This is a genomic window from Paenibacillus pabuli NBRC 13638 (assembly GCF_001514495.1).
GTDB lineage: Bacteria > Bacillota > Bacilli > Paenibacillales > Paenibacillaceae > Paenibacillus > Paenibacillus pabuli.
The window spans coordinates 639,861-653,910 of record NZ_BCNM01000001.1 but is presented as its reverse complement, the minus strand read 5'-3'; the positions used below and the strand labels follow the sequence as shown (position 1 = coordinate 653,910).

Annotated in this window: 12 protein-coding genes; 3 read left to right on the top strand and 9 right to left on the bottom strand. The window is 46.5% G+C overall.

The genetic code is table 11. The features are described from left to right. The first annotated feature begins 8 nt into the window (after positions 1–8). The 3 genes from PPA03S_RS02380 (at position 9) to PPA03S_RS02370 (ending at position 3,232) form a co-directional block, all read left to right on the top strand. Positions 9–1,505: an amidase gene (locus PPA03S_RS02380; RefSeq protein WP_062319909.1), complete on the top strand. Its 1,497-nt coding sequence runs from the start codon at positions 9–11 to the stop codon at positions 1,503–1,505. Positions 1,506–1,716: 211 nt separating this feature from the next. Further along, a complete protein-coding gene (locus tag PPA03S_RS02375; RefSeq protein WP_062319410.1) occupies positions 1,717–2,229 on the top strand; it encodes a DUF3231 family protein in 513 nt (170 codons plus the stop codon). A gap of 163 nt (positions 2,230–2,392) precedes the next feature. Continuing rightward, positions 2,393–3,232 (top strand): manganese catalase, encoded by an 840-nt coding sequence (locus PPA03S_RS02370; RefSeq protein WP_062319408.1) that lies wholly within the window; start codon positions 2,393–2,395, stop codon positions 3,230–3,232. Positions 3,233–3,422: 190 nt separating this feature from the next. Here the strand turns inward: PPA03S_RS02370 and PPA03S_RS02365 are convergent, their stop codons facing one another. The 9 genes from PPA03S_RS02365 to ppsA all read right to left on the bottom strand — a co-directional run bounded on the left by PPA03S_RS02365 (position 3,423) and on the right by ppsA (position 14,012). Further along, the gene (locus PPA03S_RS02365; RefSeq protein WP_062319406.1) at positions 3,423–4,466 is read right to left on the bottom strand and encodes a hypothetical protein; all 1,044 of its coding nucleotides are present in this window, start codon (positions 4,464–4,466) and stop codon (positions 3,423–3,425) included. A 66-nt stretch (positions 4,467–4,532) separates the two neighbouring features. After that, the gene (locus tag PPA03S_RS02360; protein WP_245683492.1) at positions 4,533–5,324 is read right to left on the bottom strand and encodes an ABC transporter permease; all 792 of its coding nucleotides are present in this window, start codon (positions 5,322–5,324) and stop codon (positions 4,533–4,535) included. Between the two features lie 24 nt (positions 5,325–5,348). Continuing rightward, positions 5,349–6,158 carry an ABC transporter permease gene (locus tag PPA03S_RS02355; protein WP_062319402.1) on the bottom strand — a complete coding sequence of 270 codons (810 nt, stop codon included), beginning with the start codon at positions 6,156–6,158 and terminating at the stop codon, positions 5,349–5,351. Continuing rightward, positions 6,155–7,138, bottom strand: coding sequence for an ABC transporter ATP-binding protein (locus tag PPA03S_RS02350; RefSeq protein ID WP_062319400.1), 984 nt, complete (start codon positions 7,136–7,138; stop codon positions 6,155–6,157). Before PPA03S_RS02350 ends, PPA03S_RS02355 begins: the two co-directional genes overlap by 4 nt. A 59-nt stretch (positions 7,139–7,197) precedes the next feature. Next, on the bottom strand, positions 7,198–8,373 hold the full coding sequence (locus PPA03S_RS02345; RefSeq protein WP_062319398.1) for a radical SAM protein: 1,176 nt from the start codon (positions 8,371–8,373) through the stop codon (positions 7,198–7,200). Beyond that, positions 8,345–9,451, bottom strand: coding sequence for a glycosyltransferase family protein (locus PPA03S_RS02340; protein ID WP_062319396.1), 1,107 nt, complete (start codon positions 9,449–9,451; stop codon positions 8,345–8,347). The genes PPA03S_RS02345 and PPA03S_RS02340 overlap by 29 nt, the downstream gene beginning before the upstream one ends. Positions 9,452–9,473: 22 nt before the next feature. Beyond that, complete coding sequence (locus tag PPA03S_RS02335; protein ID WP_245683491.1) at positions 9,474–10,766, bottom strand: hypothetical protein; 1,293 nt, start codon at positions 10,764–10,766, stop codon at positions 9,474–9,476. Positions 10,767–10,851: 85 nt separating this feature from the next. Next, positions 10,852–11,127: a phosphopantetheine-binding protein gene (locus tag PPA03S_RS02330; RefSeq protein WP_062319392.1), complete on the bottom strand. Its 276-nt coding sequence runs from the start codon at positions 11,125–11,127 to the stop codon at positions 10,852–10,854. Positions 11,128–11,414: 287 nt separating this feature from the next. Then, positions 11,415–14,012, bottom strand: coding sequence for a phosphoenolpyruvate synthase (gene ppsA, locus PPA03S_RS02325; protein WP_062319390.1), 2,598 nt, complete (start codon positions 14,010–14,012; stop codon positions 11,415–11,417). Positions 14,013–14,050 lie beyond the last annotated feature (38 nt).

Sequence of the window (14,050 nt, the reverse complement as noted above, 5' to 3'; positions counted from 1 at the left end):
CGATCATCATGTCTTCATTTTCATATACTTCCTATGATGCCGTAGGTTTGGCAGAACTGATTCGATCCCGAGAGGTTTCCCCCGTTGAATTACTGGAAGCGGCATTTGCACGCATGGAAGAAGTAAATCCTCAGGTTAATGCGGTGGTCCGTACATATGAGACACGTGCACGTCAGGAAGCAGGCCTCGTTCGACCGGGTGAACAACCATTCGCCGGCGTCCCCCTGCTCTTGAAAGATATTTCCCAATCGCTCGAGGGCGAAATCCTGACCTCAGGCTCCCGATTGTTCAGCAAGCATCGCTCAATCCGCAATTCGAATTATGTCACTCGACTACGTGAAGCAGGATTTATCATCATTGGACACACCAATACGCCGGAGTTTGGCTTAAAAAATATTACCGAACCTCGCCTGCACGGCCCAAGTCGGAATCCCTGGAATATCCATCACTCACCCGGTGGTTCAAGCGGGGGTGCCGCTGCTGCTGTAGCTTCAGGCATTGTTCCGCTTGCCGGAGCCAGTGACGGGGGCGGTTCGATCCGCATTCCCGCTTCATTCAGCGGGTTGTTTGGACTGAAGCCCACCCGTGGGCGCACTCCCGTCGGCCCTGGTGTTGGCCGTCAATGGCAGGGTGCATCTATTGACTTTGCCTTATCCCGTTCTGTTCGGGACAGTGCTGCCCTGCTTGATACGCTGCAAGTCATTCAAGCGGAGGCAGCGTTTCATACTCCTCTCTTCCCAGGGAGCTACCTTGCTGACATGAACTATCCACATCAACGTAAACTGAAGATTGCATATACGACCGATTCACCGGTAGGCACACCTGTTAGTGAAGAAGCCAAAGAAGCAGTCTACAAGCTTATTCGCTGGCTGGAAAAACAAGGTCATCATGTTGAAGAAATGCTTAGTCCGGTCAATGGAGTCAAGCTGATGGAGAACTATTACATGATGAATAGCGGCGAAATGGCTGCGATGATATCTTCCATGGAACGATCCATGGGCAGAGCACTAACAGCGAATGACATGGAAATTGAATCCTGGGTTCTGGCTGAAGCCGGCAAAAAAGTATCTGCTGCGGAATTCGTGCACAGTCTTGCCGAATGGGATGTTGCTGCAGCTCAAATGTCCACGTTGTTCGAGCGATATGATTTCTTTGTGACACCCGTCAATGCTTTTCCTGCGCCCAAGGTCGGCGAATTGACGCCTCATGACGAACAGATTCAGAACCTGATGCGTATCAGTGAATTAAACCATATCGAGCAGCAGCAGTTAATATACGAGATGTTTGAGCCCAGTCTAACGTATACACCGTTCACTCAACTTGCCAATCTTACAGGACAACCAGCTATGAGTGTGCCACTGCACACAACTTCAGAAGGCTTGCCTATGGGGGTTCAAGTAATGGCAACCAAAGGACGTGAGGATTGGCTGCTCCATCTGGCTGGACAGCTGGAAGCCTCAGAGCTTTGGATCGGGATGAATGGAAATCCGTTGTTCCCGGCATAAATATGCAATAGATCTCGCCAGCAGACGTATACTGCTGGCTTGTTCTATTTTTTAGGTGATGAAAGAAATAGATCTATACCAATTTAGTTTACATAATAATTATGACGTTAATAAATAAATCACCTTCGTATCTTTTCGATCCTCCGTATAAGATCTCGGGACAAAGGAAACTATAATTCAGTGCAAAATTAACCTGATGGAGGGATCAATTATGGGTATTCTTAGTGGTAACCCCAAAAATGAGCCTATGCATTATGGAGAAATCTATAGTGTGTGGCAATGTTCCATGGTAGCCAAAGGGGCTGTATCTTGTTACCAAGCCTTCATGAACCATGCCGGAGATAAAGACTTGAAAAAAATTCTAGATGACCTGCTCGATCAGGCCAAACTCGAAATTAAAGAATGCGATGCACTATTAACCGAGAATGGCATAGCTCCAGCACCAACGCTTCCAGAAAGACCACCTGTAAAGTTGGAAGATATTCCAGCTGGCGCAAGATTCACGGATCCAGGGATTGCTGCAAAAGTAGCTGCAGATACAGCGCTGGGCCTGGTTGCTGCAAGCCAAACGATGGGTCAGTCTATCAGAGAAGATATTGGTGCTCTATTCGCCAAATACCATGCAACCAAAACGGCCTTAGGTGTCCGAATTCTTCAATTGACCAAAGAAAAAGGCTGGCTCATTCCCCCGCCGCTTCAAGTTAAACGGCCGGACGCGGAGTAACTAATCTGGCGGCGTCTAACCATTTTGTAGTGAATTTGTGAGACCAAGAAAGAGAATCATTAAATTCTCCTTCTTGGTCTTTTTGTTATCTTTTCTGTTTAACTTCCTATGATTAGGTTAATTAAATTTTGAATTTAATAGACATTCATATGGAGGGATTTACATGTTTCGACATCAGAAAGAGCTGCAATTTGAAGTCAAAGTAGATCGTCCCGATCCCATGTTTGCACGCCAGGTTCAAGAAGTATTGGGAGGACAATTTGGTGAAATGACAGTCATGATGCAGTACCTTTTTCAAGGATTCAATTGTCGGGGTGAGGAAAAATATAAAGATATGCTCATGGATATTGGTACCGAAGAAATTGGTCATGTCGAGATGCTCTGCTCATTGATTAGCCAGTTACTCGATGGTGCTACACCTGCCGAACAGCAGAAAGCCGCTGAAGATCCTGTGACTGCTGCAATTATGGGTGGAATTAATCCGCAACATCTGCTGGTCAGTGGTCTTGGCGGTTTACCTACCAACTCCAACGGTGTTCCGTGGAATGGAGCTTATATCGTGGCAAGCGGTAATTTGCTTGCAGACATGCGCTCTAACCTTCATGCCGAAAGTCAGGGCCGCCTTCAGGTAGCCAGACTGTACCATATGACAACCGATGAAGGCGTTCGAGCAACTTTCCGTAAAATGTTGGCACGCGACCGTTACCACCAGTATCAATGGATGGCAGCCATTCAAGAACTGGAGGAAAAGAACGGAGTCGTTGTTCCAGCTTCCTTCCCTCCTGAGGCAGAGCAGGAATCTCAGCCTCAGGCCTATGAGTTCTGGAATTTATCCGAGGGAACAGAATCCAGTGAAGGGTTATGGGCGACAGGAAGTGCTCCTGATGGAAGCGGTGACTATGTATATACCTCGAATCCTGTCCCTAAGGGACAAATTCCTGACCCTATGATCCCTGCTACCGAACTTCACCATGATCTGGATGGGAAATCAAGTGATAAATAGTTCAGCAAAATGCTGATTTTTATATACTTAACCCTCATTTCGTTGCATGATCTGGAGAAATCAGATACGACGTTGAAATTGCAGGGTGACAACTAAATTGGTTGTAATACGAAGAATCAAAGTTAACAAAACGAGTAGCCATCCTTGAAAGGATGGACTACTCGTTTTGTATGTGTTCACTTCAACTTTTTCAACTTTCGAGCAACGAGATTAGTCTTTGAAGGAGAACAGGCTCTTCCTTGCGGAATTCCTCCAATCGGAGCCTTACCTTCGCAAACACGGCTTTGTCTTCACGAATTTCATGACGGATGTATTGATCCCTCAGCTTCATTGCCCTGGTGGTTATATCCTGATAACCATTCACCAGTTTTTCGTCGTAAGGGATCATCCCCCCATCGACCAAGTAGGCAATCCGTTCCCGCATCATTTTTTTGTGCTCCCAGAGCACATGAAGATGCCTGACATCGTTACGGTCACCAAGCCGAGGATCATTGCTCTCTACCGCATCATAGTACATTTGCAGATAGTCGTAGACGTTAATTCCAAAAGCCTGTTCGTCGTCAGGGTTGTAATTAATGCGATTCAGATGGGTCTCTCCGTTCAGATAGTCATGCAGCTGGTCGAGTGCTACGATTTTATCGAAAGGATAAGGAGAATGCGGCTCGTATTTGTAAAAATAAGTGTGATGATCCGAGGTGAGTCCCTCTCTCAGCAGATGTCTCATGGAATGGACAGCATCCAAAAACTCTGTGTACGGAATCTGTACATTGCGGTAAACTCCCGTATGGTCAAACATGGAAGCATCAAAAATGCGTTTGTCCCCATCGAAACCGTACAGAAAAAGGTGATGAGGAAACGCTTCTTTTTGGTAGGCCGCAGCTGGCGATAATCTGGACTCGTCCAAAAATACGATGCAATAATAGCCGCTTCGAATCTGATCTTCAAAAAATGGGGGCCAGGCGTCCAGTGCCAAGTGCTCCAGAATCGTATAATTGACGGAGCATGTGAGCAGAAACGGATTATTGAAATTCAGTTCGTTGGGCTGGCCCCGGAAAAAATCGATATAAAACTGTCTTCCATCCTCCAGAAAGGTTTTCTTGCAGGACAACTGAATGAAATTGCTGTAATACCAAGGATTCGTTTCCTCATGTGCACTGGTAATCGAAAGCGTGTAAGCCCACCGCAAAAAACCCTTAAGCGGCGGATTCAACACGGGAAGCTGAACAGCATTCATCCTTTCTCCCCCTTCTGATATCTGAGTCTTTGCCTGGATACTTCACCTTACGTCCGAGCATCCGACTTAACTGCTTGCACTACTATATCCCTTCACAGCCTGTTTCCAGAGCACACGTATAACTGTGAAAAGTAGAAGCGAACCGACCAGCGCCAGACCTGTATAGAGCCAGCTGAGCTGTCCCAGCAGGAACATCGGTCCGAAATTGGTAATCAGGAACAGCGGAATGACGAAGGTACCGATCCGCCGGACCCAAGTTGGGTATATGGCCATTGGAAAATTGTTGGCGTCCCAGGCGGAATGGGCGATCTCCGATGCAGAACCCGTCTGAACGAACCGAAATGACAGCAATGCAGGGATAATCATTAGACAATATGTGATGATAATGGAGACGAATAACAGCAGCATAAACCCGGTAAGCTGGAGAAACGTCAGAGGTATATCCATCGCATGCCAGCCAATGCCAATCATGACGAAACCAACCAACACATCAGGGATTGGCAGTGCCAGATCGACATAACGCAGGGAAGCCATAAATTGAAGAGAAACCGGCTTCGTTAGCATTAAATCCAGTGATCCGTCCTTGATATATTCTGGAATTTTCGTGAAATTGGTAAAAAACAGTCCCACATACATTCCAGTCACCACAGTGTGCATGCCAATAAAGAGAAGCAGCCCTTCCGGCGGTATGCCATCGACGTGAAGATCGGTGCGGAACACAACGAGCACATATAACAGTTTGGCGAGCAGGTAGACGGACTCCACGAGCAGGCTCATCATGAAATTGCCCCGAAACTCCATCTGGGCAATGAGACAATTTTTGATGAACATGCCATACAAATGTGCGTATTTTCTCATGACTCTAAACATATGGAATATCCGCTACCCCCCAACCGCTGAATATTTCTTCATGGATATTCGCCATGTTAGACGGGATAGCCATAAGAACAGGAGTATCCACCCGCACTGGATGAGCAATCCTTGATACATCGCCGCCACTTCTGTTTTGCCGCTGAGGACATTGACCGGGAAATAAATGGTATATGGAAACGGCGTATATTGGAGTGCGTCCACAATCGAATCCCCGAAAATCTCCAACGGAAACATGCCTCCGCTCAGAATATTCACAAGCAGACTCGTAATGACGAAAAAATAAGAGATTTCGTTGAGATAAAAAGCACTTGCACAGATGCAGTAGGCAATCAGGAAATTGAGCAAAAGCGCCCCCGACAACGTAACGACGAACAAGATCAGCCGTATGACCTGGAACTCAAGCACACCATCAGCAGATGATAACCAGATAATCCCAATGAGCAGCACAGCTGTAACGCCATAATAGATTGCCTTCTGTCCGAAAAAGGATACTAGCCGATATCCGAAGTAACTAACCGGTTTGATCAAATACTTGTTGAGGCCGCCATTCTTGATATCGTCGACAATCTGGTGCTCGAACTGGGTAGCGATCAGCTTGGATACCAAACCCGCCAAGATCGTATACAATATGATCTGATGATATGAGTACGAGAATAGCGCCGTTTCGCCGGAATGTTGGTATACCGCTGTCCATATAAAATACTGAACAAGAATCGGAAAAACGGCTCCGAGAAGACCGAGAAAGAAGTGAAATCGGTATTCCATGGAATGCTGCACCCCCATCGAAAATACAGCCATGTACAATTTACGCCCATTCATCCGACGGATTCCTTTTGGTAGAGCATCGAGATACTCTCCTCGATCGGCACGTCCTCAATCGTCCAGTCAACGATCGGAAACGAATCGAGCACAGCGCGTGACACTTCTTTTAGCCGGTGTTTGGGCAGCTCGAGAACAACGCTGTAGTCATCTGCGCTGATCATTTTCCCGAATTTGGCCAGCCGCTGCTCGGCAACCGGCTCTGAGAACTGCAGCTTTACTATTTTGTGCTCGCCAAACAGATCGTTAATCTTATGAAGATCTCCGTCATACAGAAGACTTCCTTCGTTAATGATGATTGTTCGCTTGCACAGGTCCTCTACGTCCTTCATGTAGTGGCTCGTCAGCAGGATCGTGGCGCCAAACTGCTCATTATAGTATTTCAGAAATTCCCGGACCCTCTTCTGAGAGGGGAAATCCAGGCCGATCGTCGGCTCGTCAAGATACAGCAGCTTTGGTCGGTGGATCAGTGCGGCGATTAACTCCATTTTCATACGTTCACCCAAGGATAGTCTACGGACCTGAACATCCAGCAGGTCTTGCACGTCCAGCATTTCCGATAGCTCGGCAAGACTTCGACGGTAGAGATCATCCTCGACGTCATATATACATTTGTTCAAATAAATCGAATCGCTGGCGGGAAGGTCCCACCAAAGCTGATTTTTCTGACCCATCACAATGGAGAACAGCCGTTTGAATTCATTCTTACGCTCCCATGGCACATAGCCAAGTACGTCAGCATCTCCGCTTGTGGGATATAGAATGCCTGATAACATTTTGAGTGTTGTGGTTTTACCTGCACCGTTCGGACCCAGAAATCCAACGCACTCTCCGGGACCAATATCAAAGGAAACGGACTTAACCGCTTCCTTCACAAGTGATTTGCGAGCAAACAGGTTTTTCAGTGAATGTTTGAGTCCTGCTTCTTTCCGGTAATATATGAACGATTTGTGCAGTTCCCGTACACGGATAAAGTCCATCCCCGCTCCTCCTAAATGATTGCATGTTTTCCCTTAGTGGCGGCTTAAAGTTAAAGCGATTAAACTCCGTTGTTATATAAAAGCACGCATTTGGAGCAAATCGGTGTCAGGCCGCAGGCCAGAACCTCGCGCTGTTTGCGCAGATCTTCTCCGTGGAAAATATCAGCCACACTTTCTTCGTATAAATTACCGACACTGAATTCCGGGAAAAATTTGCATGGATTGACCTTGCCGTCTGGCATCACGTCCATCCGATTCGAGATCGAGAAACACTTGGTCCGATTCATGGCTGGCTTTTCGCTACCCCGGATAAAACCTTCAACCTCATCGGGCTCCAGCGCAGGCTGATAGCGGATACGTACATTCCACACCCGTGAATTGACTCGTTTAAATTCCTCGATCAGCGTGTCGAAACGGTCCGGCGAGATGTGGAACGTGAAAGAGTGCCAGCTGTTCTTGTGGTCGCTCGCAAAGCGGGAGGCCAGGTGCGGAAAGTGGGCATCAAAATAGGTGTCCATTTTTTCTGCCGTTTCGGAAGGAATGTACCAGGGGAAGCAGAAGTACACGGAGTCAACACCCATCTCTTCAAAGAATTCCATCAAGCTATACAGCTGATCGACCATCTGATCATTTACGGTCAGAGCTACGGACACTTTGCCTTTGTACAAACCCTGCTTTTGCAGATCCAACAGCAGCTTTATCGCGTGAATCACTTTTTTGAATGTGCCTTTGCCCCGGATCGCGTCATTCTCCTTCTCGAAGCCTTCCAGGCTGACCAGCATGACTAAATTCTTAGACATTTTCAAGATGGAATCCAGCTTTTGCTCAATGAGAATCGCGTTTGTACATATGGTCGTATGCCGGTCTTCCTTAGCCAGAAGTTCTGCCAGTTCATCGAACTTGGAGTAAAATAGCGGTTCTCCGCCCCACAGAAACACACGCGATTTGCGTTCTCTCGTTTCGGCCAACAGTTTCTCCACGACGGGAATCTCGATTTCGTCTCTCTTCACTTCACTGGCAAAGCCGTGATGGAAGCCATCTGGATTCCATTCAAAGCAATGCTTGCATCGCAGGTTACAGCCGTTATTAAGCTTAATTCCGATCTCATAGGGCACGGGTGCGGCATACGTCGGGTCCTCCCGGCGTTTCCTTCCCGTTTCCGCGAGTGGAACGAGGGTTCTTTTCATATTTTGGAATGTCAGCTTATCAAACGTAACTGCTGTTTTCGGCTGCATACGTTTTCCTCCCCAAATGATTGATTTTTGATCGCTGCTTCAGCAAACGTCTGTACATTTCTTCGAGATGTTGTTCCGAGTAATCCAGTGCTTTCCATTCCGCGAATCGGATACCGAAACCACAGGACTCCCAATAGTTTGAATTCTGAAGCTCATGGTCGCCGAACGGCTCTAACATGACAAAAGGAATTCCGTAGGACAACGAGTCGTTGAGTGTCGCTCCTCCCGGCTTGCTGATAATGGCAGCACAATTGCGCATCAGGTCCGTGTAAACCGAGTAATCACGGAGCGGAACTGTCCGAAGAATGCTATTTTCACGCACATATTGGTTCATTGGCGGGAACGAATGCTGCCCTTGGGCATTCCGGCTCCACGGACTCCATGAAGCATCAGTCCCAAAGTAGCGTGTACTCCCATCATTCTCCTCCACCTCGGAAGGATCGTAGACAATCACATCCAGCAGGTAACCGAGTTGTCGAAGCTCTGAAATTGTTGCTGCATACGTCCCGATCCCCCAGCCACCGCCATGGATCAGAATGCGTCCCGTACGCTGCGGATAAGGCAGGAGTCCTCTTTCATCTGAGGCAATATAGGAGTCCGGAGAAAACCTTGAAGGCTCGTAAAGCCAGACGTTATCGTAGTCCGGATACAAGGACTTGTGTACTTTAAACGAAGGTGTATCGCACGCATCCAAACGAATCAGTTGAATATCCAAAGGGGTTTGTGCCATGGTTTTGTAGCGTTCCAGAACGGGCAGCCAAAAACCGGTAAACACAGCAAAGCTAGATACACCGTCACATACCCAGGTGTGGAGAAGTCGTTGAACTACCTCCTCATCCAGAGAGGAGTCAACAGGCTTGGCCAGTTTATGGCCCATAAGGGCAACGGAGAAATCGGCATGAAATGCTTTTTTGGTAGAATTAATCTTGCACCTGATTTCTTCATGATACAGGTTCTCCAGAACGTGAACGTCCGTTCTAACACCTCTATCTTGCAAGTACGTGTGTAGATGCATAGCCGGAATGTATGCACCAAGCGAATTGCCCGAGGCAAGCAGGGTAACTGAAGATGAATTCATACGCAGCCTCCGCATTCCAGAATTAGTTGTACACTTTAATGGACAAGTCATCGAGTACCTGCCTCAGACTCACGATCAGTTCACTGCGATGATCGTTATCACGACCCACCACCGATATATACAATCGTCCCTTCGGCATACCACGATGACTCTGGATTCCCTCGGATATACGCCGAGAGGTCAGAATATCATTCACCATTACGGTGTTAGATGAAATGGGCATAATTCCGTACTCACCTTGCCCCCTGAATAGAAGACCGGATACATGCAAAGCGTCCAGCAAACTTCCAAATATAAAGCCTTCAGGCAGACCCAGGGACAGGAATGTGAGCAGACCGGTATGGCCGTGCTTTTCCAAGCCCTTATCGAGATAAGCGTTAATGAGGCCCATGGATTTGCGAGCGTTAATCTCTATAATGGGGGCGATCTCCCCATCCTCGAGGATCATGGAGTCGAAGCACACGAAGCCGTGGTATCCGTCCTCGAATAATATCCGAAGTGCCTTTTCCATCGTATCGAAATAACCCGCGTTCTCCAGCAGAAGGATCAAAGCCTCATCTGCTCTAATAGACCCGCCGTAATTCTGCTGCTGATTCAGCATACGCTGAACGGAAATGAAATCCCTCTCACCGCTCTTATGAATGAACCAATGTGAGCTAAAATCGATCTCTTTCCTCAGCAGTGGCTCCAGCAGGAATTGCGAGCGCAATCCTCTTCTCTCCTGCTTGTCCAGGTGTTCTGCTATCCTTCGTTGCATGGCTTCATTTTCAATGAGCATGTTGCCCTTGCCGGAAACACCGAATGGATCTTTCAGCAAATACGCCCCTCGCTTCAGCAGCGTATTTCCGACAGCCTGCACTTCTACTACACTGTTCACTTCCATGCCGTAGCAGTTCTCTCCGATTCTGGTTAGCAGACGGCTAGAGTAAAATTTGGAATTTACATGCTTAACCGTCTCAAGGTCCGGCAAAGAACCCGTTAATCCCGTTGCATGCAGATACTCTTCCGTATCCGATGTAATAGCGTAAGGAGAGAGATGTTTTACGTTGTGGGTCAATAACCCTTCATGTTGTAGACTGCTAGCAGCAAGACTGAATATGCACGGATTGAACATGTCCGGTCCAGGAAGAGACTTGTTCTCATCGTTCAGATCAAAGTGGTAACGGCTGCGAAAGGAAAAACCTAACCCGTTCAGATACGCGTACAGCTTTGGATCGATTTTGCACCGGGTGTAGAGGATATCGTCCGACCCGCAGAATGGAAATAACAGCTCGTCCATACATAGGACAATGGATTCCCGATCCTTATCAGGCATAGCGGGTAACTTGGCTAAGTTCGGATCCCTCCATCGCGTTTCAGGATCAAACGTCCCCATAACGATGGTTGGATTTACACCAGCCTCATTTCTGGACATCTTCGTACATAGACTGATCCTGAGTCTGGCAGCTTTTTAGAAAAGTCATAAATGTGTCGATGGATTGGAGGTGCTCATAATCGAATTGGTCATAATCAATGACTACGTTCAGCTGATCCTCAACCTTTAACATGAACTGAATCATTTGCAGTGAATCGAGACCTATATGGTTATTGAGATCTGTTGCCGGGGATAACAATGGACGAAGTTCCGGTTGGTCTTCTTTAATAGCGCACAAAATGTCTACGATTTTATCGTACATGACTACACTCCTTTAAAGTGATAATGGCATGAGGGTACCAGCCGATATGACGACGTTTAAATAGATGGGACAGTAATTAAGCCTGATGTTGAAGCGCCTCCCCCTTCTGAATTTACAAATATTATCTTTTTAATGACATTTTATGTCAAGGGATAAAAACCTACGATGTTATCCTTTGGACAATGCCCCTGGCACACAAAAAGCCGCCATTTCGGCAGCTTTTTGCGAGGTGTTATGAAGCAATATATAATCCATGGGCACTCATCTTCCTCTTTCTTTTTAACATACTATTCCAATATTTCAATGTACCCTTCTGTTCCATGCACACGAATGCGTTGTCCATCTTGTATCAATTGGGTCGCATTCTCTACTCCGACAACTGCGGGTAAGCCATATTCACGTGCAATCACTGCTCCATGGGTCATCAGACCGCCAACTTCAGTGACCAGGCCCTTGATGGATACAAACAATGGTGTCCAGCTAGGGTCGGTAAAAGAAGTGACTAAGATATCTTCGTCTTCCAGGTCGGCATCTTCCATGTTAAAAATGACACGCGCTCTTCCTTCTATCACACCAGAAGAAACAGGTAGACCAGCAATCGCATTTGCCGGCAAATGTTCTTGGTGGTACTTACCGGTAATGATTTCACCATCGGACGTGATAACGCGTGGTGGAGTTAGCTTCTCAAAAAAATGGTAATCGTCTTTTCGTTTGCTAATAATCTGGTAATCCAGTTTATTAGTGCGTACGACATCGTGAAGTTCCTCAAAAGTGAGGTAGTACACATCTTCTTTGTCATGGATAACGCCCGCTTGTGCAAGTAGTTCGGCTTCTTTCAGTATAGCCTGCCTATAAACGAAGTAGCGATTAATATATCCATATTTCGGATATTCCCGATAACCGATGAAATTCCGGATGAGGTCGATCATTCGTTTGGTTTCTTTGGCTTTTTGTTCACCATCCGGCAATTGCTTCAATCGATCTAATAACTCCTGTTCTTTTGCCAAAGCTTCCTGACGCCCTTGCTCAAACTTTCGCTGGCTGGCGTTAGGTTCAAAGTTCTTGACGTTGCCCAGAATTAACGGGACAAGTGTGATTGGTTTTTCGCTCCAACGCGTTCTGGTTATGTCGATCTCTCCGGAACATCGCATTCCGTATTTCTCGAGATAAGCATAGATAGCAGCCTGGGCCTCCTGCCCACCAGCAAACCTCACCAGATCATCTAAAAAGTTATCATCTTTTACGTGTTGTAAATAAGCAATGACTTCTGGATAAGGACGAATCGCATCTGCGACATCCAATAGCGCCAGACCCATTTCCGAAGTAATATTGTTTGGCACAGATTGAGAAAGCGTATCAGCTGCGTTGATTTCACCCAACCACTCTTTCATATTGTCATTGATCCAGGATGAAGCATTCATAGCAGCCATAAACACGCTTGTACTCTGCGGGTCAAATAAAATTCTCTTTAATTCCTTGATATCTTCCAGAATAAAATCGAATAAATCCGCTCCTGATTTCGTTTGGATGTTTTGTTTTAACTCTTCTATCGATGTTTGACTACGCTTAATCAATTCAGAAACGATGGTCGGATCGTTCTCGAATTGTGCCGGCGCATCTGTATGACTTCTGTTCAGAACCGGTGCGGTTTGATCATTGGGTAACAATTTAATAAAATCTCGCTCTATTATGGTCATGAGTGCGCCTTTTATGAGCGGATCGGAACCCATGGTATTTAAAAAAGGTTCCCTTCTGACAGGCGAAGCCAACATAGGTGCAACATCAACAAACAACCGCCCACCGGCTTTACGCATAGGTGCAGAAGTAATTAACAGGTAAAAAGACAGTCCCAATGGTTTTATGGGATCGGTCATCATTTGTTGATGTCCAACGGACAAATATACGTGATTTTCTTCATCATTCGCTTCAGGGATCGGGTATAGAGTCGTGATTGGACGACTTTGGACAATATAAAAGGTATCATCCGCCAAACACCATTCGATGTCTTGTGGGGAACCAAAATAAGCTTCAATCTGTCGCCCGATTTGTGCTAATTCCAAAATTTGTCCATCCGTAAGTGTTTGGGCCTGCTGCTGCTCAGGATCGATCTGCCGGGTCTCTGTTCCGCCTTCGTTTAATCCATGAATCGCCAACTTTTTGGTTGCTATCCTCCTATCGACAATTTCCCCTTCCTGAACTTTATAACCATCGGCCGATACCAAGCCAGAGACTAACGCTTCTCCAAGTCCGAAACTGGCATCGATGGACACTAACTTTCGGTTGGATGTAACGGGATCAGCGGTAAATAAAATGCCTGAAGCCTGTGGGAAAACCATCCTTTGAACGATAACGGATAAATAAACCTGACGATGATCAAACCCATTTTGTATACGGTAGATAACCGCTCGATCCGTAAACAGGGAAGCCCAACATTTGCTGATATGCTTCAAGATGGATTCTTTGCCGATGATATTTAAGTAAGTATCCTGTTGGCCCGCAAAAGACGCATGTGGTAGATCCTCAGCGGTCGCACTGGAACGTATTGCATAAGCATGCTCCTCGCCAAATTGGGAGAGATAATGAGCAACTGCTCTCACAACATCGGAGGGAATTTCTACTTCCATAATGAGTTGTCGAATCTCTCTGCTGATTTCACCAATTTGAACTCGATCTTCTGCTTTTAGCATCGTTAGTCGATGGAGCAAAGCGTGATATGTTTCGTTTTGTTCAACGACTTTTTGATATCCCGCGGTTGTAATACAAAATCCTTCGGGTACATGAATTCCTTTTATCTTGGATAACTCCCCCAAATTCAGCCCTTTTCCGCCTACGAGTAAAAGCTGTGTTTCTTCCACTTCGTGAAAACCGAGAACCATAGAATTCATTCAGTTTCTCCCCTAACCATTAAATTGTGAAAAAACGT

What these genes read in the sequence shown, in the direction of transcription:
- PPA03S_RS02360 (WP_245683492.1), bottom strand. Translation starts at nt 5,324, where the DNA reads ATGAGAAAATACGCACATTTGTATGGCATGTTCATCAAAAATTGTCTC.
- PPA03S_RS02365 (WP_062319406.1), bottom strand. Translation starts at nt 4,466, where the DNA reads ATGAATGCTGTTCAGCTTCCCGTGTTGAATCCGCCGCTTAAGGGTTTT.
- PPA03S_RS02340 (WP_062319396.1), bottom strand. Translation starts at nt 9,451, where the DNA reads ATGAATTCATCTTCAGTTACCCTGCTTGCCTCGGGCAATTCGCTTGGT.
- PPA03S_RS02370 (WP_062319408.1), top strand. Translation starts at nt 2,393, where the DNA reads ATGTTTCGACATCAGAAAGAGCTGCAATTTGAAGTCAAAGTAGATCGT.
- PPA03S_RS02345 (WP_062319398.1), bottom strand. Translation starts at nt 8,373, where the DNA reads ATGCAGCCGAAAACAGCAGTTACGTTTGATAAGCTGACATTCCAAAAT.
- PPA03S_RS02380 (WP_062319909.1), top strand. Translation starts at nt 9, where the DNA reads ATGTCTTCATTTTCATATACTTCCTATGATGCCGTAGGTTTGGCAGAA.
- PPA03S_RS02375 (WP_062319410.1), top strand. Translation starts at nt 1,717, where the DNA reads ATGGGTATTCTTAGTGGTAACCCCAAAAATGAGCCTATGCATTATGGA.
- ppsA (WP_062319390.1), bottom strand. Translation starts at nt 14,012, where the DNA reads ATGAATTCTATGGTTCTCGGTTTTCACGAAGTGGAAGAAACACAGCTT.
- PPA03S_RS02355 (WP_062319402.1), bottom strand. Translation starts at nt 6,158, where the DNA reads ATGAATGGGCGTAAATTGTACATGGCTGTATTTTCGATGGGGGTGCAG.
- PPA03S_RS02350 (WP_062319400.1), bottom strand. Translation starts at nt 7,138, where the DNA reads ATGGACTTTATCCGTGTACGGGAACTGCACAAATCGTTCATATATTAC.
- PPA03S_RS02330 (WP_062319392.1), bottom strand. Translation starts at nt 11,127, where the DNA reads ATGTACGATAAAATCGTAGACATTTTGTGCGCTATTAAAGAAGACCAA.
- PPA03S_RS02335 (WP_245683491.1), bottom strand. Translation starts at nt 10,766, where the DNA reads ATGCCTGATAAGGATCGGGAATCCATTGTCCTATGTATGGACGAGCTG.